Here is a 20,679-nt window from a genome sequence, read left to right as displayed (position 1 = left end):
CCCATGACCGATCAGTCCACGTGGAGCTTCGAGACGAAGCAGATCCACGCCGGCCAGGCCCCCGACCCGACCACGGGCGCCCGCAACCTGCCGATCTACCAGACGACGTCGTACGTCTTCAAGGACACCGAGCACGCCGCCAACCTCTTCGGGCTCAAGGAGCTCGGCAACATCTACACGCGGATCATGAACCCGACCCAGGACGCGGTCGAGCAGAAGATCGCGGCGCTCGAGGGTGGCATCGCGGCCCTGATGACCGCCTCCGGCATGTCCGCGACCACCCTCGCGCTGATGAACCTCGCCGAGGCCGGTGACCACATCGTCGCCAGCGCCGCGCTCTACGGCGGCACGGTCAACCTCCTGCAGCACACCCTGCCCAAGTACGGTATCGAGGTCACGCTCGTCGAGGACCCGCACGACATCGAGCAGTGGAAGGCCGCGGTCAAGCCCAACACCAAGGCCTTCTTCGGCGAGACCATCGGCAACCCCAAGGACATCGTCCTGGACATCGCCGCCATCGCCGATGCCGCCCACGCCGCCGGTGTCCCGCTGGTCGTGGACAACACGATCGCCACGCCCTACGTGCTGCGCCCGATCGAGCACGGCGCCGACATCGTCGTGCACGCCGCGACCAAGTTCCTCGGTGGCCACGGCAACTCGATCGCCGGTGTCATCGTCGACGCAGGGAAGTTCGACTACGCGGCCGACCCGGAGAAGTTCCCCAACTACAACGAGCCGGACCCGGGCTACCACGGCCTGCGCTACGGCCCGGACCTGGGGATCAACGGCGTCATGGGCGCCAACCTCTCCTTCATCCTCAAGGCCCGCGTGCAGCTGCTGCGCGACCTCGGTCCGGCGATCTCGCCCTTCAACGCCTTCCTCATCGGGCAGGGCATCGAGACCCTCTCGCTGCGGATGGACCGTCACCTGTCCAACACCGCGAAGATCGCCGAGTTCCTCGGTGGTCACGCGCAGGTCGACAAGGTCACCTGGGCCTCGCTGCCGACCAGCGCCAGCTACGACACCGCGCAGAAGTACACGCCGAAGGGGGCCGGCTCGGTCATCTCCTTCGAGATCTCCGGTGGTCTCGAGGCGGGCAAGAAGTTCGTCGAGGGTCTGACGCTGCACAGCCACCTGGCCAACATCGGCGACGTGCGCTCGCTCGTCATCCACCCCGCGTCGACGACCCACTCGCAGGGTCCGGAGGAGGACCGGCTCGCTGCCGGCGTCACCCCCGGCCTGGTGCGTCTGTCGGTCGGTCTCGAGGACACCAAGGACATCATCGCCGACCTCGAGGAGGGCTTCGCCGCCGCGAAGGCCTGATCCTCCTCGCTCCCTGAGGACGTTGCGAAGGCCTGATCCTCCTCGCTCCCTGAGGAGGTTGCGAAGCAACCGTCTCGAAGGGTCCGCGCCGCTGGGCCTGTGGAAATCTCCACGGGCCCAGCGGCGTTCTTTCGTAGCGTTCGGGGCATGGGCGGACAACGCATATCGATCGACAGCGCGGGCATCGAGGGGTTGGGGCGGCAGCTGTCCAGCATCGCCGACTACCTGGAGGAGAAGGCGGCCAAGGCCAACAACGACCTCGTGGAGACCTTCGGCTTCCCGAGCTGGGAGGGCACCAACGCGTACGAGGAAGCGCTCGGGGACTACGAGCTGGAGCGCACGCGGGTGTGCAAGCAGCTGCGCGAGCTCGCCCGCCTGGCCAAGGACGCCGGGTCCTGGTACGTCGACACCGAGGACCTCGTCGACCAGCGCAATCGGGGGATCCTCTGATGGCTCTCTACGACCCGGGGACCATCGAGGAGGGCGACCCCGTCATGATCCGTGCGGAGGCCGACGAGCTGAAGACCGTTGCCGCCAACATCCACACGGTGGCCGCGATGCTGCGCACGGTCTCGACGAAGGGGGTGTGGGACTCCTGCGCGGGGACCACCTTCGACGCCGAGGTCGGCGCGACCCCTGACGACCTCGTGGCCATCGCCAACCGGCTGGCCGGGACCGAGCGGATCATCCGTCCGTACGCGGAGCGGCTCGAGACGAGCCAGGCCGCGCTCACGCGCATCCGTGCCCGCTACGACGCCAACGTCACGACCTCGCAGGACCGCAAGGCGACGCTGGCGACGATGACGCCCGAGGACCCGCAGTACGCGAGGGTGGACCGGGAGTACCGGGCGGCAAGCAACGCGCGACAGACCAACAAGCGCGAGTTCACCCGTGAGGCCGAGGAGGCCAGTGTCGACGAGCGGGCCGTGGCGACCCGGCTGGGTGACGTGGCGCCGGACCTGACCGACCCGAGGGCCTACAACGCCTTCGAGAAGTCGAGCCGGGTGGGCACCAGCTCACTGGTCCACAACCCGGTCGTCGACTGGCTCCCCGTCTTCAGGCCGATGTCCGTCCTCGGCGTGGGAGATCCCGTCGGCAAGCTCGGTCGCCGCGTCGTGTACGGCGAGGGCAGCTACAAGGACGTCGGTGCGAGCACCCTCCTCGCGGGCCTGAACACAGCCCTCCCCGTGAGCAAGAGGGTGGCCGCCAAGAACACCTTCCGCGCGAGTGGCCGTGCAGAGCATCTCCGGGGGATCAAGGCAGCCGACAAGTCCACGAACCCCATCGCACGCAAGCGGATCGTGGCCAATGCCAAGGTATCCGCGAGACACCAGGTGGCCACGTCGAAGGTCTGGCTGAAGGACAAGGTCAGCGACATCGTGGCGCAGAAGTCCGGTGCCCGGCTCATCGACGACTTCGCGACCGACTGGGCGGCGGTCGCCGGCTCGGGCCGGGTGCGCAAGGGTGGCGTGGTCATCAAGTACTCGGTGAGGGCGACGAACCACACTGTCGAGCAGGTCGCCGCCGTCAAGAAGCACAAGGAGAGCTACGACCGGCTCACCGAGACCTCCTCGGAGCGCACGGCCCGACAGCAGCAGGAGGAGGCCGCCGAGCGTCGGAAGGTGGCCGACCAGCAGCGCCGGGATGCAGCGGTCGATGACCTGACGACGCGGCCGGTCGCGAGTCCGATCCCGTGAACGCTGCCAAAACTCCGTTGCGGCGCCCTCGGCCGGGTGCGAGCGTGACGGCATGCCCTCCGACATCCACGTCACCCGCATCGATCCCGCCGACGACGCAGCCGTCCAGCAGATCCTCGACCTCGACGAGCTCGTCTGGTCCGCATCGGGCCGGGTGCCGCGGGCGGATGCGTTGCGCGACACCCCACGACGGGCCGGCTTCGTCGCCACCCGTGACGGCGAGCCGGCGGGCATCGCGGGCTCGTGGGACGTCGAGCTGTCGGTCCCGGCGGCGAAGGGGGGCGCCTCCCTTCGCCCCGCAGAGGGCCTGACCTGGGTGGGGGTGCACCCCGACCACCGACGGCGGGGCGTGCTCGGCGCGATGATGGCGCACCACCTGCGGTGGACCAGGGACGAGCAGGGGCGGTCCATCTCCGTGCTCAAGGCGTCCGAGCCGGGGATCTACGGCCGGTTCGGCTACGGCGTCGCCAGCTCCGAGCTGATGTCGAGCTTCGCGCGGGGGACGAAGTTCGCTGCGCCGCAGTCGGTCCGCGATGTCGCCGAGGTCACCACCTTGAGGACCACGACGGCGAGCCCGGACCAGGGCGAGCGATGGCACGCCCTCGCGCGCGCGTGCGCAACCACCCTGCCAGGGCACCTCGTGCGCAGCGCCGAGGACAACCAGCGGCTGCTCACCGACACCCCGGAGAGCCGCGGCGAGCGAGAGCCGGCGCGGCTGCTGTGGGCGACCCGCGACGGCCGGGACGTCGGGTGCGCGTACTTCCACCGCACGCCCAAGTGGGACGACGGCAGCGCTGCGGGCAAGGTTGGGGTCTTCTTCCTCCTGTCGGTGGACGCGGGGGCACGCCTCGCACTGGCCGAGCGGCTTGTCGACCTCGACCTGATGGGCAGCACCGAGTACTGGGTCGCACCCGACGACGTCCTCGCCCTCTGGCAGCCGTCGCTCCGGTCGATGAGCGTCAGCGGCGTGGCCGACAACCTGTGGGTCCGTCTCGTCGACCTGCCGACCGCCGTCGCCGAGCGTGGTCACGCGGTGGACGTCGACGTCGTCGTGCAGGTGCGCGACGAGATCCTCACCGAGCAGGCGGGGCGGTGGCGCTGGACCGCGCGCGACGGCATCGGCCGGCTGAGCCGCACCGACGACGCTGCCGCGGTCAGCCTCGACATCGGTGACCTCGGCGCGGTCTGGCTCGGCGGGCAGTCGATCGCGGCTCGGGCCGCCGCCGGCTACGTGACCGGCGAGACCGCCGCGGTCGCGGCCCTCGACGCCGCGCTGCGCACGCCGCTCGGCCCCGTCGGGACCATCGACTTCTGACCCCTCGAGACGGTTGCTGCGCAACCTCCTCGGGGAGCGAGGAGAGGTGGGCACGTATCCTGACCGCCATGCCCACCCCCCTTCGCGAAGCCATCCCCGCGGAGGAGCTGTACTACCCGCAGGACCTGCCGGTCGTCGCGCGCAGGGACGACATCGCAGCAGCGATGCGCGACCATCAGGTCGTCATCGTCGCGGGGGAGACCGGGTCGGGCAAGACGACCCAGCTGCCCAAGATCGCGCTCGAGATCGGGCGCGGACGCACCGGCCAGATCGGTCACACCCAGCCCCGCCGCATCGCCGCCCGCGCGGTCGCGGAGCGGATCGCCGAGGAGCTGCGGGGCGAGCTCGGGGGGCTCATCGGTTACCAGGTGCGCTTCGCCGACCACAGCAGCGCCGACACCCGCGTCAAGGTCATGACCGACGGCATCCTGCTCAACGAGATGCAACGCGACCGCGACCTGCGCCGCTACGACACGATCATCATCGACGAGGCGCACGAGCGCTCGCTCAACATCGACTTCATCCTCGGGTACCTCAAGCAGCTGCTTCCGCGCCGCCCCGACCTCAAGGTCGTCATCACCTCCGCCACGATCGACCCGGAGCGCTTCGCCGCGCACTTCGCCGGACCCGACGGCGAGCCCGCGCCGATCATCGAGGTCTCGGGTCGCACCTACCCGGTCGAGGTGCGGTACCGGCCACTCGGTGACGACGAGGAGGACGACGGTGACGGCGACCAGGTGACCGGCATCTGCAAGGCCGTCGAGGAGCTGTGGACCGAGCCCGACGACGGCGGCCCTCGCGACACGCTCGTCTTCCTCTCCGGGGAGCGAGAGATCCGCGACGCGCAAGAGGCCCTGACCTCGATGCAGCTGCCCGACACCGAGATCATCCCGCTCTACGCCCGCCTGTCCGCGGCCGAGCAGCACCGCGTCTTCGCGCGGCACTCAGGACGGCGAATCGTGTTGTCCACCAACGTCGCCGAGACCTCCCTGACCGTCCCGGGGATCCGCTACGTCATCGACGTCGGCACCGCCCGCATCTCCAGGTACAGCCAACGGACCAAGGTCCAGCGCCTACCCATCGAGCGCGTCTCGCAGGCCTCCGCCAACCAGCGTGCCGGCCGGTGCGGTCGCATCGCCGAAGGCATCTGCATCCGCCTGTACTCGCAGGAGGACTACGAGTCACGTCCTGAGTTCACCGACCCCGAGATCCTGCGCACCAACCTCGCGAGCGTCATCCTCCAGATGACCTCGCTCGGCCTCGGCGACGTGGCGCGCTTCCCCTTCCTCGAGCCGCCGGACTCCCGCCAGATCACCGACGGAGTCCGCCTGCTGCAGGAGCTGCAGGCCTTCGACACCGAGACCGCGGCCGCCCGCGAGACCACGCAGGCGAAGGGAGGACGCCGTGGCGGTGGTCGTCGGCTCACCCCCACCGGCAAGACGCTCGCGCGCCTGCCCGTCGACCCGCGGCTTGGGCGGATGCTCATCGAGGCCGACACGCTCGGCTGCACCACCGAGGTCCTCGTCATCATCTCCGCCATGTCGATCCAGGACCCGCGCGAGCGACCGGTCGACAAGCGGCCCCAGGCCGACCAGCAGCATGCCCGATTCCGCCAGGAGGGCTCGGACTTCGCCAGCTGGTGGCACCTGTGGGTCTATCTCAAGGAACAGCAGAAGACATTGTCCGGCAGCGCCTTCCGCCGGATGTGCAAGCGCGAGTACCTGCACTTCCTACGGATCCGTGAGTGGCAGGACCTGCACTCCCAGCTCGTGCGCGCCGCCAAGCAGCACAAGATCGACACCAGGCAGCGCACCTCGGCCGAGGATGCCGAGCCCGACTGGGACCGGATCCACCAGGCGCTGCTCACCGGTCTGCTCAGCCACATCGGTCTGCGCGACGAGGACAAGCGCGACTACCTCGGAGCGCGCGGAGCGCGCTTCTCGATCCAACCCGGCACCACGAACTTCAAGCGGCAACCCCCCTTCGTCATGGCAGGTGAGCTCGTCGAGACCTCGCGACTGTGGGCGCGCTCGTCGGCCCGCATCGACCCGGTGTGGGCCGAGCGGGCGGGGGCCCACCTCGTCAAGCGCACCTACTCCGAGCCGCGGTGGAGCAAGAAGGCGGCGTCCGTCATGGCGACCGAGCGGGTCACCCTCTTCGGTGTTCCGCTCGTCGTCGGCCGATCGGTGTCCTACGGCAGGATCGACCCCGTCGTCAGCCGCGAGCTCTTCATCCGGCACGCGCTGCTCGAGGGGGAGTGGGAGGGCCGGCACGAGTTCCTCGCCGCCAACCGCAAGCTGATCCGTCGACTCGAGCAGCTCGAGGAGCGGGCCCGCCGCCGCGACCTGCTCGTCGACGACGAGGACGTCATCGCCTTCTACGACGCGCGGATCCCCGCCGACGTCGTGTCCGGCGCGCACTTCGACTCGTGGTGGAAGTCCGCCCGCCGGGAGCAGCCCGACCTGCTCACCCTCACCGAGGACCTCCTGACCCGCGACGACGCGGCCCAGGTCGACCAGCGGGACTACCCGCGGCGCTGGCGCACCGACGGGCTGGAGCTGGCCGTCACCTACCAGTTCGAGCCCGGCACCGAGGACGACGGTGTCACCGTGCACGTGCCCGTCGCCGTGCTCAACCGACTGACCGTCGACGGCTTCGACTGGCAGGTGCCCGGGTTGCGCGCCGACCTGGTGACCGCGCTCATCAAGTCGCTGCCCAAGGCGACCCGCCGCCATCTCGTCCCCGCGCCCGACCACGCCCGGGCAGCGCTGGCCGAGCTCGACGCCGAGGCCGGGACGACGATCACCTCGCAGCTGTCGACAGTGCTCGGCCGGCGCGGTGGCATCCGCATCGACGAGGGGGAGTGGGACTGGGCCAAGGTGCCCGACCACCTGCGGGTCAGCTTCACCGTCGAGGACGACCGCCGACGCCGCCTGGGCCATGGCAAGGACCTCGAAGCCCTGCGGGAGAGCCTCGCCGGGCACGTCCAGCAGGGCATGTCACGCGCCGGCGCCTCCATCGAGCGCACCGGCCTGACGACGTGGGACCTCGACGAGCTGCCGAGCACCTTCACCACGAGGACCGGCAAGCACACCGTCATCGGGTACCCGGCCCTCGTGGACGAAGGGAGCAGCGTCGCCGTCCGCGTGCTGCCGGACGAGCAGCAGGCGATCGCCGCCCACCGCTCCGGCGTGCGCCGCCTCCTCCTGCTGAGCACCAGCCCGCCGTGGAAGCGGGTGCTCGCGCGGCTGACCAATGCGCAGAAGCTGGCGCTCGCGGACAACCCCCACGGCTCCGTCCCGAAGCTCCTCGACGACGCCCTCGCGGCCGCCGTCGACGACATCGTCCTGCAGCACGTCACCGGGGCGGTGCGCACGCGCGCCGACTTCGACCGGGCACTCGCTGCCACTCGCACCCACGTCGCGCAGCGGGTGCTGACGGCCGTCTCCGAGGTCGAGCCGGTCCTCGCGCAGCGCACCGAGGTCCTCGCGCTGCTGGCCCGGATGAGCGCTCCCGCGCTCGGCGTCACCGTCGCCGACGTGCGGGCCCAGCTCGACGGGCTGGTGCGCCCCGGCTTCATCGCCGACACCGGGCTGGAGCGGCTGCCGGACCTGCGGCGCTACCTGCGGGGGATCTCCCTTCGTCTGGAGCGTGCGGCCGAGAACCCGCGACGCGATGCCACCCACCAGGAGGCCGTCGACGGGGTCGAAGGCGCCTACGCCGACCTCCTCGACAAGCTGCCACCCCTGCGCAGACGCTCACCGGACGTCGTGGACATCGGGTGGATGATCGAGGAGCTGCGGATCTCGCTCTTCGCGCAGTCCATCGGGACGGCGCGCTCGGTCTCGGCCAAGCGGGTGCGATCCGCCATCGCCGCCGTCTCGACCTGAGGGGGGAATGGCCGGATCGCCCCGGTCGTTGCCACAATGAATGCTTCACCGACCAGGAGGTCCTGACGTGACCGAGCGTCTCTACCGTTACGAGGCCGACACCGACCCCGCGCTGCTCCAGCCCGGGCCGATGATCGTGGCCTTCGACGGCTTCTTCGACGCGGGCATGGCCCAGCGGCTGCTCGTCGACCACCTCCTCGAGGCGAGCGACGCGAGCGTCGTCGCATCGTTCGACGTGGACTCGCTCATCGACTACCGCAGCCGACGACCCGTCATCACCTTCGACGCCAACCGGTACACGGACTACAACGACCCCGCCCTGATCCTGTACCACCTGCTCGACCGGGACGGTCAGACGTACTACATCCTCACCGGTCCCGAGCCGGACTTCCGGTGGGAGGCGGTCATCGACGCGGTCACCAGCCTCATGGACGAGATCGGCATCTCGATCGCGGTGCACGCCCACGGCATCCCGATGGCCGTCCCGCACACGCGCCCGGTCGGCATGACCGTCCACGGCTCCGACGAGCGCCTCATCGGTGATCACAAGCCGGTCTTCGGCACGGTGCAGGTCCCGGCCTCCCTCGCGGCGCTGCTCGAGATGCGGTTGGGGGAGTCCTCCCGCGACGCCGTCGGCTTCAGCATCCACGTGCCCCACTACCTGGCGCAGTCGACCTTCCACGACGCCGCGCTCACCGCGCTCAACGCCATCGTCGACGTCACCGGGCTCAACCTGCCCAACGACGCGCTCGCCGAGGCAGCGGGCGAGGGCCGGCTGCAGATCGAGCGCGAGGTCGAGGAGAACGAGGAGGTCAAGGAGGCCGTGCAGGCGCTCGAGCGTCAGTACGACGTCCACCTGCGCGGGCTCGAGCGGCCCAGCCTGCTCGCTGGCGAAGGGGATGACCTCCCGTCCGCCGACGAGATCGGCGCCGACTTCGAGGACTTCCTGCGCACGGTCGACGAGACCGACAACCCCTAGTCCTTCGCCTCCGACCAGCGCCGCACGATCGAGGTGTCGGAGACGAAGCGCACCTGCTCGCCGCCGAGCCAGCGTCGTGCGGCGTCGGTGAGCACGCGGTCCACCACGGCAGCCGCCTCGTCCGCGTGCTCCTGCGGCACGTGGACGAGCAGCTCGTCGTGCAGGCAGAGCACGATCCGGCCGCCGAGAGGGCGCACGGCCACGCGCACCGTCGCGGCCCAGGCCTTGAAGAGCTCGGCCGCCGACCCCTGGATGACGGCATTGCGGGCAAAGCGCCCGCGAGAGGCAGCCAGCCCGTCGCGGCCCTCGTCGTCGAGGCCACCCACTCCGAAGTCGGTACGCACGAGCCGACCGCCGAAGGTGCGCACCGGCTCACCACGCCGTCCGCGGTCCTGAGCGCGCTGCAGGTGGGCCATGGCGACCGGGTACTCACGCTCCAGGCCCTTGAGTGCCTCGGCCGCCGGTCCCGACCGCTGGCCGTACATCGCGGCGAGGACCGCGATCTTGGCCACCGGCCGTTCGACGCCCAACCGCGCCGCGACGGGGGCATAGAGGTCGTCCTCCCGCGTGGCCGCCGCGAAGGCCTCGTCCCGGGAGACCGCAGCGAGCACCCGCGGCTCGACCTGCCCGAGGTCGGCGCGCACGAGGACGTACCCGTCGTCGGCGGCGACCGCGGGTCGCAGCTCTGAAGGGAGGTTGTGCAGGCCCGCCTGGGCAGTCATCCGGCCGGCGGCCCCGTCGCAGGCCGCCCATGCGCCGCGCAGGCGGTCGTCGGTGCCCACGTGCTCGCGCAGCCACCGCCAGCCGTAGGTCGTGGCGATCCGCTCGCGCTTGCGCCACTCGAGGAGGGCCGGGACGACGGGGTGCGTGCTGACATGGGCCTCCAGGACCCACTTGCGGGTGGAGGGCACGTCGATGCCGGCGCGGGCGAGCATCGCCTTGACCTGGGCGGGGTTGCGCAGGTCGACGTGGCCCGTGCCGGGCAGCGCCGCGAGGACCGGCGCGTCGCGGGTCACCCGGGAGGCCAGCTCCTCCTCGATCGTGTGCGGCTCGTCGCCGGCCGCGTCCGCGACCAACGCTCTCGCGGTGTCCCGGTCGATCGGCAGACCGCCCTGCTCGAGCTCGACGCAGAGCACCGCGGCCGCTGACTCGGCGTACGCGGTGGCGAGCACGCGAGGACCGCGGGCGCTCATCCCTTCGTGCTGTGCGGTGGCGACCTGCCGAGCCGCCTCGGCGAAGGCCGCGCACCGCTGCGGCGTCGTCAGCCAGGCCCCCGTGACGGCATCGGCGCGCAGGTACCCGTCGTCGAGGACCAGCTGCTCGGGGGGCACCTCGTCGGCGAGGAGGTCGAAGAGGTCGCCGCTCGGCGCGCTCGGCGCGGCCGAGGGGTCCAGGCCGTGGACGGCGGCCCAGGTCCGCTCGGGCCCCGCCGCCCAACCTCCGTGGACGAGTCGGTGGACCTCCGCGAGGTCCCAGGTGCGGTCGAGGGCGGCGCCGGCGGCGATCAGGGGAGCGACCGACGTGGCCGACCAGGTGACATAGCGGGTCCCGGGGGAGAGAGCGGCGATGAGCGAAGGGAGGTCCCGTGTCAGCACTGCGGGGCCCTGCGGGGGCAGCAGGGCGCCCACGCCGTCGACTCCGACGACGACGGCTCCCGGCTCGGCTGCACCCACGTTGCGTGAGGCTACCGGGGAGCACCGACGCTCCGGTCGTGAGGACGCGAGGCGCCCGTCTGCCGTGACAGGATGCCCGCCAGGACCACCACTGCATCAGGAGAGAGGACGGCACATGGGATTCATCTCCGATCGTCTCGGATTCGGCCGCAAGAAGCAGGTCAAGGACACGCGCACCGCCTTGGAGCAGGCCAAGGACCCGAAGAACGAGGGCGCGCTCGCGTCGTCGTCGCTCAAGCTCGTCGAAAACCTGCTCGACACCGGCATCGACGGACGCGGGCCCTTCGACTCCGCGGCCAAGGTCGCCGACAAGGCCCGCGCCAAGCACGCGGGTGACGTGGACAAGGCCGTCGACGAGGTCGTCTCCGACCACCTCAAGCTCGCCGGGGCGGCCGGCTTCGTCACCAACCTCGGTGGCTTTGCGACGATGATCGTCGCCCTGCCCGCCAATGTCCTGGGCTTCTACGTCCTCGCGACGCGCATGTCCGCGTCCGTCGCCGCACTGCGTGGCCACGACCTCACGCAGCCCGAGATCCGCTCCGCGGTGCTGCTCAGCCTCGTCGGTGCCGATGCCCAGGACCTGCTCGCCAAGGCCGGCATGGTCGCGCCCACCGGGCGGCTGGCCGGGCTGGCCGCCCAGCGGCTGCCCGGGCCCGCCCTGATGGTCGTCAACAAGGCCGTCGGCTTCCGGATCCTCTCCTCGGCAGGCAAGGGCGTCTTCGCCCGGTTCGGCAAGGCCGTCCCCGTCGTCGGCGGCGCCGTCGGCGCCGGGATGGACGTGTGGCTGATGCGGCAGCTGGCGGAGCACGTGCGCAAGGAGTTCCCGCGCGCGATCACGAACACGCCCGGGGCCTGAGGGCGCTCGTCAGGACGACGGCGCCCTTCGCGCTGACACGGGGGCGCGCCCGACGAGAGAGTCGCCTCCCGGGAGTGACCGGAGCGGCTGCCTGGCCGTGGGGAATCCCGGACGGGCGCGCTACGTTGGGTCATGCGGGAGCGCGCCCGGACCGGGAGCGCCCGAGCGTCAGGAGATGTCCATGGCCACACACCGCATCCGCAACGCCGCCCACCTCGCGTCGGCCGTCCGCACGGCTGCCCGCCCCGGTGGGCCCAGCCTGTGGCAGCGTCTGCGCGCCGTGCCACGGATGATCCGCGCCGTGCGCTCGGGGGAGTACCACGGGCTCTCCTCGGGCCGCCTGCTCATGCTGCTCGCAGGTGTCGGATACATCGTCTCGCCCATCGATGTGGTGCCCGAGGGGCTCTTCCTCGTGCTCGGCCTCGTCGATGACGTGATGGTCATGGGCTGGGTCGCGGCCACGCTCGTGCGCGAGACCGAGGACTTCATCGCCTGGGAGCACGGGATGGCCGCGCGCGAGGAGTGGACCGCCCAGCAGACGCAGCAGCCGTCGGCCCACGCCCAGTGGGAGCAGCCCATCCCGTCGTACGTCGTGCCTGACTGATCCACAGCCCAGGGGTCGCCACAAGGGCCCTGCACAGCAAAGATCTGGCCCCAGCCGAGCACCTCGGCAGGGGCCAGATTCGTTGCATGACAACCATCGCCAGACCACGCAACCCGCTCGAGCTCGCTGTCGTGCTCCCGTACCAGCTCGGGTACCACCCGGGCCCGTCCATCGTCCTCGTCGTGATGCACGGTGCTCGCTTCGGCATGCTGCAACGCCATGACCTGCCAGCGGACCCGGACGACTGTCTCCACAGCGCCCGCCACGCCCTGTCGGTCGCCGTGCGTGAGGGTGCGACGAGCATCCTGCTCATCGCCTTCGAGGACGACGCAGGGCAGTCCGTGCCGCTCGCGGAGGCACTCACCGCTGCCGCCGACCAGGTGGCCCTCGAGGTCGATCTGCAGCTCGTCGTCCGGGACGGTCACGGCCACCTGGCCGGTCAGCGCGGGCCGACGATCGTGCGCCCTTTGCCGCCGCCGGAGGACGTCCCGGCGGTCGCTCCCTTCGTGCACGCCGGGGTGTACCCGCTGCCGAGCCGCGACCACCTCGTCAGGGGCGCGCTGCCCGAGCGCGACGAGCTGCGCGCCGCAGCCGTGGCCACAGCGCGGCACCCGTCGGGCATGCCGGCCGACGACGATGCGGTCGCGCACGCCTGGGGACGGGTCCTCGACCCCTCCCGCGAGGCGCTCGCCGTGGCCGACCTGGGCGATGACGAGCTGCACCTCCTGGCTGCGTCCGTGCTCGACGTCGACTGGCGAGACGCGCTCCTGGCCGTCCTGTGCCCCGGCACCATGCCGTGCTCGGCCTTGTCCGCTCCGCACATCGCCCGGGCCCGTCGCGCCTGCTCCCGGTGCACCTGGGCGGGACCGGGCACGCCCCGCGGCCAGCACCAGGAGGACCTGATGGCCGTGCGGCTGCGCCTGGGTGAGCTGACGCGACTCGTGCCAGTGGAGCTGACCCCTTCGCTCCTCGCCGTCACGGCGCTCCTCGCGTGGTGGACCGGTGACGGGACCGTCGCCGGGATCTGCCTCGAGCGTGCCCTCGAGGTCGAGCCCGGGCACCGTCTGTCGGACCTGCTGCTCAGCCTGCTGTCCGAGGGAGTGCGTCCGTGGGAGCTGACCGGGCCCGGGGCCGTGCCGGACTCGGCTGCCTGAGTCGGTCCGCACACCGGACCGGGCTCGATCGAGGGCTGCTCCTGCGGCTAGCATGGTTGCCAGGTCATGAGCGCCAGCGTCAAGCCCCGGCTCGCTGGCCGGCAACCCTCCTCGCGACGGGGTGCCCCGGGTGATGACCAGGCTGCATCGCAGTGATGTGGCAAGGCGAGCCGGGAGTCATCCTGATGAGTGTTACCACCACACCCCCCACGGGCACCGCGCTGTGGCGCGACGGCGACCCGCCCGGCGACCGCATCTTCCAGGCGATCGGTGATCTCACCCTCGAGTCCGGCGACCACCTGCCCGACGTCGTACTCGCCTACGAGACCTGGGGCGCGCTCAACCCGGCCCGCGACAACGCCGTCCTCGTCGAGCACGCGCTCACCGGAGACAGCCATGTCGTCGGCCCGTCCGGTCCGGGCCATCCCACGGTCGGCTGGTGGCCCGACCTCGTCGGGCCCGGAGCGCTGCTCGACACCGACGAGTACTTCGTCGTGGCGGTCAACGTCCTGGGTGGCTGCCAGGGGAGCACGGGTCCGGGGACATCTGCCGCCGACGGTCGCCCCTGGGGCAGCCGCTTCCCTCGCGTCACGATCCGTGATCAGGTCGCCGCAGAGGCGCGACTGGCCGACGCCCTGGGGATCGCCCAGTGGCACACCGTCGTCGGCGGGTCCATGGGCGGCATGCGCACGCTCGAGTGGGTCGCGTCCTTCCCCGACCGCGTGCGGACCGCGGTGGCGCTGGCCTCCAGCGGGTACGCGACGGCGGAGCAGATCGCCTGGAGCCAGACCCAGATCCTCGCGATCCGCAATGACCCGTGGTTCGCCGGCGGCGACTACTACGACAACCCGCACGGCCCCGAGGTCGGGCTGGGGATCGCGCGGCGCATCGCCCACGTCACCTACCGCAGCGAGCTCGAGCTGCACGAGCGCTTCGGTCGCGACGAGCAGGACGAGGTCCCGGGGGAGGACGGCCGGCCGCGCTACGCGATCGAGAGCTACCTCGACCACCACGGCGGCAAGCTCGCCGGGCGCTTCGACGCCAACTCCTACATCGTGCTCTCGGAGGCGATGAACTCCCACGACATCGGTCGAGGGCGAGGTGGGCTGACCGCGGCACTGGCTCCCTTCGCCGGTCGTCTCGTGCTCGTCCCCGTCGACTCCGACCGGCTCTACCCGCCGCGGCTGTCGCACGAGGTGGCGCAGGCCCACCTCGGCGCCGAGCTGGCCACGATCAGCTCGAGGGTCGGGCACGACGGCTTCCTCACCGAGGTCGACCAGGTGGCCATGCTGCTGCGCGAGGCCGTCTCGGGCGTGGGCCCGCCCGACACGGTGGAGGCGGAGTGAGACAGGTCACGCCGCCGCGGTGTAGCGTCTGGCGCAGGTCCATCCGCACCAGTAGAACTGCCGAGGAGCAACGATGACAATCGTCGTGGGATATGTGTCCACCAAGGAAGGCGAGGCCGCGCTCGAGCGAGCCTTCGAGGAGTGCCGCCTACGGAAGGACAACCTCGTCGTCATCCACTCCGACCGCGGGGGTGCCGGTCTGAGCGGCGACAGCGCCCGCAAGAACGAAGATGACCTCAAGCAGGTGCGCAGCCGCCTCGAGGAGGCAGGTGTCGAGGGCGAGGTCCGCGGACTCGTGCGTGGCAAGGAGCCGGCCGAGGACCTCATCGTCGTCGCCGAGGAGACCGACGCCAGCCTGATCATCATCGGGCTGCGCAAGCGCACCCCCGTCGGCAAGCTCATCCTGGGCTCCAACGCCCAGCGGGTGCTGCTCGATGCGCCCTGCGACGTGCTCGCCGTCAAGGCGCGCTGAACCCCATCTCGACCATCGCGGGCGCCCTTCGGGGCGCCCGCTGCGGTGTTTGCCGACATGTCGTTTTATAATGGTGATGAGCCCAACGCACAGCGTCCGGGCGAGTCGGGTGGATGAGGCTCTCACGCCAACCTCATCACGTGCCCGGCGACATCTCCCGTGACGAAAGGTTGTTGGTGACTGCTGTGTCCCCACGGTCCGAAGGGGCGCAGGGCTCCCTCCCCAAGGAGTTCTCGCACCCATCGCTCCAGGAGTTGGTCCGAGTGGGCCACACGACCGGATCCATCACCAGCGATCAGCTGCAGACCGCATTCGGCGAGGCGCAGGTCAGCCCCAGCCGCGGACGCATCGTCCTGCGGGCGCTCGACGACCAGGGAATCGAGGTTCAGGTGCCAGAGTCAACCGCCAAGAAGACCACGGCGAAGCAGGCCCCCGCCAAGAAGGCGGCCGTGAAGAAGACGGCCGTCAAGAAGGCGGCTGTGACGACGACCAAGAAGGCCGCCGCCGCGCCGACGAAGAAGGCCGCCGCCGCAGCGACGACCAAGAAGGCCGCGACCAAGAAGACGGCGGCGACCACGTCGGCCGCTGCTGCTGCCGCCGCGCCCGCCGCGAAGAAGGCCGCCGCGAAGAAGACGGCTGCCAAGAAGGCCGCCGCCAAGAAGGCCGCCTCGAACCCGACGACGACCACGGCCGAAGAGCCGGCGCCCGGCGAGGACGAGGTCCTCGGCGAGGACCCCAAGCCCAAGGACAAGCCGGAGGAGCAGGACGAGAAGTCCGGCTTCACCATCAGCAACGACGACGAGGACGACGCGCCTGCCCAGCAGGTCGTCACCGCCGGCGCCACCGCTGACCCGGTCAAGGACTACCTGAAGCAGATCGGCAAGGTCGCCCTCCTCAACGCCGAGCAGGAGGTCGAGCTGGCCAAGCGCATCGAGGCCGGCCTCTTCGCCGAGGAAAAGCTGTCCGCGGGCGAGAAGATCGACATGAAGTTCAAGCGCGAGCTGTGGTGGATCTCCCAGGACGGCAAGAACGCCAAGAACCACCTGCTCGAGGCCAACCTGCGCCTCGTCGTATCGCTGGCCAAGCGCTACACGGGTCGCGGGATGCTCTTCCTCGACCTCATCCAGGAGGGCAACCTCGGCCTGATCCGTGCGGTCGAGAAGTTCGACTACACCAAGGGCTACAAGTTCTCGACCTACGCGACCTGGTGGATCCGTCAGGCCATCACTCGCGCCATGGCCGATCAGGCTCGCACCATCCGCATCCCGGTGCACATGGTCGAGGTCATCAACAAGCTCGCCCGCGTCCAGCGGCAGATGCTCCAGGACCTGGGCCGCGAGCCCACCCCGGAGGAGCTGGCCAAGGAGCTGGACATGACGCCCGAGAAGGTCGTCGAGGTCCAGAAGTACGGTCGCGAGCCGATCTCCTTGCACACCCCGCTCGGCGAGGACGGTGACTCCGAGTTCGGTGACCTCATCGAGGACTCCGAAGCGGTCGTGCCGGCCGACGCCGTGAGCTTCACGCTCCTGCAGGAGCAGCTGCACTCGGTCCTCGACACGCTCAGCGAGCGCGAGGCCGGCGTGGTGTCGATGCGCTTCGGTCTGACCGACGGCCAGCCCAAGACGCTCGACGAGATCGGCAAGGTCTACGGCGTGACGCGTGAACGCATCCGTCAGATCGAGTCCAAGACCATGAGCAAGCTGCGTCACCCGAGCCGCTCGCAGGTCCTGCGCGACTACCTCGACTGAGGTCGAGACAGCGCGGCCGGATGGCACGAAGGGAGGCACCCACCAGATGGTGGGTGCCTCCCTTCGTCGTCACTGCTCTGGGTGGAGGTCGACGCGCGGACGACTCGTGGGCGGTTCTACCTCCGCCCGGGGAGGCGGTCGAGGACCGCCCGCCCCCACGACCGCCAGACGTCGAGGCCGTCCTGCGGCCACAGGATCGAGCGCAGCTGCGCCGACCGCTGACGGCTGGAGCGGACCCGGCCCACGAGCGCGTCGACCTCGCGGGAGACATCGGGCAGGTCCTGCCCGGGCGTGCCGTAGCGAGCCCGCTCCAGGGTGGCCACGACGTGGTCGAGCTGTTCCTGCATCGGTGCCTCCAGGTGCATCCGGTGGCCGATCCAACGCCCCGACTGGCGAGGCGTGGCGCCCACCGGTGCCCGGATGCCCAGGTCCTCGAGCTGGGTGACCAGCTCGCGCCACTCGCGCTCGACCCGCTCCGCAGAGTCTCGGGCGGTGCGCCGTTCACGTCGTCGGGCGAACCACGCGGTGGCCGGCAGGATCGCGAGCACCGCGAGCAGACCCGCCAGGCCGAGGAGCCACCAGACCCATCGCGGGGTGCCCGCCTGCGCTGCGGCGGCTGGGTCGGCGACGACGGTCTCGTCGGTCTGCGAGGGCGCCGTGCTCGAGGTGCTCGTCGGCTCGCTGGTGCTCGTGGTCGTGTCGGTGCTGGTGGAGTCGTCGATGCTGATCGAGTACCCGGGCACGCTGGCCGCCCGTTGGCCCGGTGTCGGCTCGAAGCGCGTCCAACCGACTCCTTCGAAGTACAGCTCCGGCCAGGCGTGAGCGTCGCTGGCCCGCACGATCCGGTCGCGGCCGTTGGCGCTCGAGCCGGGGAGGAAGCCGATGACGACCCGGGCGGGGATGCCGCGGGCGCGGGCGAGCAGCGTCATGGTGGCGGCGAACTGCTGGCAGTAGCCGACCTTGGTCCGCAGGAAGTGGACGACCGGGTCGCGGCCCTGTGGCCTCTCGGGCAGCTCCAGGTCGTACTCGAAGTCGGGGCCGCGCAGGTACTCCTGGATGGCCTGGGCGATCTCGATCGGGGTGGCGTCGATCCCGGCCAAGGAGTTGGCCAGCCGGGAGACCTCGACGATCGATCCGCTGTCGAGACTGAGGTAGGCGTCCCGGTAGGCGGTGTTGTCGACATTGGTGTCCGGGTTGCTCGGCGGAAGGACGGCGAAGTCTGCGTCCTGCGGGTCCAGCTCGACGAAGGACGCCGAGTAGGTCCCGGGTGTGCGTTGGACCTGCGCGGTGCCATCGACTCCCAGCGACCACGGGATGCCGCCCAGGTCGGCCGACCGGGTCAGCCACGGCAGGGGCAGCTGGGGTGCGGCGATGCCGTTGTCCTCGACGACGAGGGTGCGCAGGTCGCGACCGATCGTGTCCGGCACCCTGGCCACCGGGTTTTCGGGGGAGTATCCCTCCTGGGGCTCCAGGGCACGCGAGCGCATCCGCCCCAGGCCCCCGTCGAAGTCCTCGACGACGGCGACCCGCAGCGGTCCCGGTGTCGGGTCGTCGGTGGTGTAGCGCAGGACGGGCACCTCGCTGGGGGACTCCAGGCTGCGCCTGAGGTCGAGCTCGGAGGACAGCCGCAGACCGGCCCCGCCTCCTGCGCCGCCACCGCCTCGGCCGAGCCCGTCGAGGACATAGCGCGGCGGCAGGTGCGGGACGAAGGTCGCGACCGCGACGGCCGCCACGAGAGCGAAGGCCCCCACCCGGGCCGCTTGCCAGCGGTGTGACCGCGAGGCGATCCCGTCGCCGTCACCCCGTGCCATGAGAGGGATGGACGTCGCCCACCCACGCAGGTCGATGTCGGACTGGTGGGCGACCATGGCCAGCCACAGCGCGGCGCTGACGACGAACCAGAGCCCGTAGAGGGATCCTCCGGAGTTGGCTGCCGAGACGAGGAAGAGCGACAGGAGGGGGAGTCCCGCCACCGCCGGGGTGCCGGCGGTGACGCTCGACAGGTCGACGGCCAGGGCGACGACGACGACGATGATGACGAGGGCGACGACGATGCCGGGAGTGGCGGGAGCGGGAGCGGCGTAGGTCGTGATCGTGTCCCTGGCCTGCTCGAAGTGGTCGACGAGCGCCGTGACCGACCGTGGCGTGGGCAGCACCACCAGCCGGGTGGTCTCGCCCAGCTGCGTGACCAGCACATAGGCGGCGGCCACGAGTGCCTGCCCGATGATGATCACCCCGGACCGGTGGGTCAGGGATCGCAGGATCATGCCTGAGGCGGCGACCACGACGACCCCGAGGACGGACGGGTAGAGCCAGGGAGAGGCGTCGAAGAGCCCCCGCATCGGGAGCATGACGACCAGGGTCGCGGCGGCGGCGAGCAGCCCGGCGATGATCTTGGGGTCGTGCCTCATCGCAGCGTCCCCACACCGACGCTCGCCCGGGCCCAGATCTCGGCGAGGACGGCACCGGGCCGCACGACCTCGGCGCGCCAACCGCCACTCGTCAGCCGGTGCACCGTGGCGTCCGCAGGACCTGGCACGGAGCGTCGGTCGGTGAAGCCACCCCGGTCGACGACCATCGCGATCCCGCGGCGGTTGCTGGCGGTGAAGAGCGCCGCGACCTCGTCGTCGAGGGCGCCGAGCACTCCGACGACCATGCCGCCACCGTGCTGGGTGAACTCGTCGAGGGCCTCTGACAGGCCGCGGGGTGAGGTCGTCCCGCTCGGCTGCACACCGGCGAGGTCGTCGAGCGCGTGATCGAGGCTCGCGACGGGCACGACGGCCCCGGACTCGTCGGAGGCGCGACACAGGTGGACCTGGAAGCCCTCGCCGAGCAGCAGCGTCACCACGGAGGCCACGGCCGTCACCGACCACTCGAAGGAGCCGCCGTCGCCGGTCCCGGCATGCACCGACTCCCGGTCATCGAGCAGGACCAGTGCGCGGCGGCGGGTGGGCTGCTCGTCCTGGCGCACCATCATCTCGCCCGTCCGTGCCGTCGAGCGCCAGTGGACGCGGCGCAGGTCGTCACCGACCCGGTACTCGCGAACCCCCACGTCCTCCTCACCGTGGAGCGCGACGCGCGGTGAGCTCGACGTCTCGCCGCCGCCGCCCGCGGGGACGCCACGCACCGACCCCAGGGGGAGGACTCGCGGCAGGACGACGAGTGAGGTCTCGCCCGGCAGGTCGACCGCCCGGGTGGCCAGGCCGAAGGGGTCGTTGACCCGGATCGTCAGCGGGCCGATGCGGTGGTGCCCGCGCACGTGCGAGCGCACTCGGTAGGTCACCCGGCGGCTCTCGCCGCGATCGAGCCGCGGGATGAGCAGGTGCGGTCGGTCGCCGAGGGCGAAGGCCAGTCCCTCCTCGCCGCGCAGGAGAGGTGTGGGCAGGCGGCTGGAGTTGTGCACCTGGACCGTGACGTCGGCGTGTGCGTCGGTCGTGACCCGGACCGGCGCGACCGTCCGGGAGACCTCCAGGTCGAGGTCGCGTCGGGCGAGCGTCGCCGCGAGGGCCGGGAGGAGGAGCAGCAGGACACCGATCTTGGTCAGGTCGTGCAGGCCCAGGATGAGCCCGGCGAGGGTGACGAGCGCACCGGCGCCGAGGAAGAGTCGCCCTCGCGCCGTCAC

At 71.0% G+C, this 20,679-nt stretch carries 15 protein-coding genes and 1 riboswitch; of the genes, 12 read left to right on the top strand and 3 right to left on the bottom strand.

What is annotated here, in order from left to right; all coding sequences use genetic code 11:
* Positions 1 to 3 precede the first annotated feature (3 nt).
* The 6 genes from ASG73_RS05270 (at position 4) to ASG73_RS05245 (ending at position 9,204) form a co-directional block, all read left to right on the top strand.
* Positions 4 to 1,323: a bifunctional o-acetylhomoserine/o-acetylserine sulfhydrylase gene (locus ASG73_RS05270; RefSeq protein ID WP_055991946.1), complete on the top strand. Its 1,320-nt coding sequence runs from the start codon at positions 4 to 6 to the stop codon at positions 1,321 to 1,323.
* A 147-nt stretch (positions 1,324 to 1,470) separates the two neighbouring features.
* Entirely contained in the window at positions 1,471 to 1,773 is a 303-nt protein-coding gene (locus ASG73_RS05265; RefSeq protein ID WP_156466147.1) for a hypothetical protein, read from the top strand.
* The gene (locus ASG73_RS05260) at positions 1,773 to 3,020 is read left to right on the top strand and encodes a hypothetical protein (RefSeq protein ID WP_055991940.1); all 1,248 of its coding nucleotides are present in this window, start codon (positions 1,773 to 1,775) and stop codon (positions 3,018 to 3,020) included. Before ASG73_RS05265 ends, ASG73_RS05260 begins: the two co-directional genes overlap by 1 nt.
* A gap of 52 nt (positions 3,021 to 3,072) precedes the next feature.
* Positions 3,073 to 4,335, top strand: coding sequence for a GNAT family N-acetyltransferase (locus ASG73_RS05255; RefSeq protein WP_055991937.1), 1,263 nt, complete (start codon positions 3,073 to 3,075; stop codon positions 4,333 to 4,335).
* A 68-nt stretch (positions 4,336 to 4,403) separates the two neighbouring features.
* Positions 4,404 to 8,225 carry an ATP-dependent RNA helicase HrpA gene (hrpA, locus tag ASG73_RS05250; protein ID WP_055991934.1) on the top strand — a complete coding sequence of 1,274 codons (3,822 nt, stop codon included), beginning with the start codon at positions 4,404 to 4,406 and terminating at the stop codon, positions 8,223 to 8,225.
* Between the two features lie 67 nt (positions 8,226 to 8,292).
* Entirely contained in the window at positions 8,293 to 9,204 is a 912-nt protein-coding gene (locus tag ASG73_RS05245) for a PAC2 family protein (protein ID WP_082567023.1), read from the top strand.
* Here the strand turns inward: ASG73_RS05245 and ASG73_RS05240 are convergent.
* On the bottom strand, positions 9,201 to 10,877 hold the full coding sequence (locus ASG73_RS05240; RefSeq protein WP_055991928.1) for a DNA polymerase: 1,677 nt from the start codon (positions 10,875 to 10,877) through the stop codon (positions 9,201 to 9,203). The two genes, ASG73_RS05245 and ASG73_RS05240, sit on opposite strands and share 4 nt — an antisense overlap.
* A 115-nt stretch (positions 10,878 to 10,992) precedes the next feature.
* Here ASG73_RS05240 and ASG73_RS05235 point away from each other — a divergent pair, with 115 nt between their 5' ends.
* From ASG73_RS05235 to ASG73_RS05210, 6 genes are all read left to right on the top strand, one after another.
* A complete protein-coding gene (locus ASG73_RS05235; protein ID WP_055991925.1) occupies positions 10,993 to 11,733 on the top strand; it encodes an EcsC family protein in 741 nt (246 codons plus the stop codon).
* A 181-nt stretch (positions 11,734 to 11,914) separates the two neighbouring features.
* Positions 11,915 to 12,337, top strand: a complete 423-nt coding sequence (locus tag ASG73_RS05230) for a YkvA family protein (RefSeq protein ID WP_055991922.1) — start codon at positions 11,915 to 11,917, stop codon at positions 12,335 to 12,337.
* A gap of 86 nt (positions 12,338 to 12,423) precedes the next feature.
* Entirely contained in the window at positions 12,424 to 13,491 is a 1,068-nt protein-coding gene (locus ASG73_RS05225) for a DUF4192 domain-containing protein (protein ID WP_055991919.1), read from the top strand.
* A 62-nt stretch (positions 13,492 to 13,553) separates the two neighbouring features.
* A riboswitch (SAM riboswitch) is annotated at positions 13,554 to 13,663 on the top strand.
* A 13-nt stretch (positions 13,664 to 13,676) separates the two neighbouring features.
* On the top strand, positions 13,677 to 14,837 hold the full coding sequence (gene metX / locus ASG73_RS05220) for a homoserine O-acetyltransferase MetX (RefSeq protein WP_055992721.1): 1,161 nt from the start codon (positions 13,677 to 13,679) through the stop codon (positions 14,835 to 14,837).
* A gap of 73 nt (positions 14,838 to 14,910) precedes the next feature.
* Complete coding sequence (locus ASG73_RS05215; RefSeq protein WP_055991916.1) at positions 14,911 to 15,309, top strand: universal stress protein; 399 nt, start codon at positions 14,911 to 14,913, stop codon at positions 15,307 to 15,309.
* A gap of 176 nt (positions 15,310 to 15,485) precedes the next feature.
* On the top strand, positions 15,486 to 17,057 hold the full coding sequence (locus ASG73_RS05210) for an RNA polymerase sigma factor (RefSeq protein WP_156466146.1): 1,572 nt from the start codon (positions 15,486 to 15,488) through the stop codon (positions 17,055 to 17,057).
* Positions 17,058 to 17,173: 116 nt separating this feature from the next.
* Here the strand turns inward: ASG73_RS05210 and ASG73_RS05205 are convergent, their stop codons facing one another.
* Together ASG73_RS05205 and ASG73_RS05200 are read right to left on the bottom strand one after the other, a co-directional pair.
* On the bottom strand, positions 17,174 to 19,468 hold the full coding sequence (locus ASG73_RS05205) for a transglutaminase family protein (protein WP_055991910.1): 2,295 nt from the start codon (positions 19,466 to 19,468) through the stop codon (positions 17,174 to 17,176).
* Complete coding sequence (locus tag ASG73_RS05200; protein WP_055991907.1) at positions 19,465 to 20,679, bottom strand: DUF58 domain-containing protein; 1,215 nt, start codon at positions 20,677 to 20,679, stop codon at positions 19,465 to 19,467. The genes ASG73_RS05205 and ASG73_RS05200 overlap by 4 nt, the downstream gene beginning before the upstream one ends.

Source organism: Janibacter sp. Soil728 (genome assembly GCF_001428305.1).
GTDB lineage: Bacteria > Actinomycetota > Actinomycetes > Actinomycetales > Dermatophilaceae > Janibacter.
The sequence above is the reverse complement of the archived record's forward strand: the minus strand, read 5'-3'. Positions and strand labels throughout refer to the sequence as shown.

Coding starts and splice junctions, on each gene's coding strand:
- ASG73_RS05260 (WP_055991940.1), top strand. CDS start 1,773: ATGGCTCTCTACGACCCGGGGACCATCGAGGAGGGCGACCCCGTCATG.
- ASG73_RS05230 (WP_055991922.1), top strand. CDS start 11,915: ATGGCCACACACCGCATCCGCAACGCCGCCCACCTCGCGTCGGCCGTC.
- ASG73_RS05215 (WP_055991916.1), top strand. CDS start 14,911: ATGACAATCGTCGTGGGATATGTGTCCACCAAGGAAGGCGAGGCCGCG.
- hrpA (WP_055991934.1), top strand. CDS start 4,404: ATGCCCACCCCCCTTCGCGAAGCCATCCCCGCGGAGGAGCTGTACTAC.
- metX (WP_055992721.1), top strand. CDS start 13,677: ATGAGTGTTACCACCACACCCCCCACGGGCACCGCGCTGTGGCGCGAC.
- ASG73_RS05225 (WP_055991919.1), top strand. CDS start 12,424: ATGACAACCATCGCCAGACCACGCAACCCGCTCGAGCTCGCTGTCGTG.
- ASG73_RS05270 (WP_055991946.1), top strand. CDS start 4: ATGACCGATCAGTCCACGTGGAGCTTCGAGACGAAGCAGATCCACGCC.
- ASG73_RS05265 (WP_156466147.1), top strand. CDS start 1,471: ATGGGCGGACAACGCATATCGATCGACAGCGCGGGCATCGAGGGGTTG.
- ASG73_RS05205 (WP_055991910.1), bottom strand. CDS start 19,468: ATGAGGCACGACCCCAAGATCATCGCCGGGCTGCTCGCCGCCGCCGCG.
- ASG73_RS05235 (WP_055991925.1), top strand. CDS start 10,993: ATGGGATTCATCTCCGATCGTCTCGGATTCGGCCGCAAGAAGCAGGTC.
- ASG73_RS05255 (WP_055991937.1), top strand. CDS start 3,073: ATGCCCTCCGACATCCACGTCACCCGCATCGATCCCGCCGACGACGCA.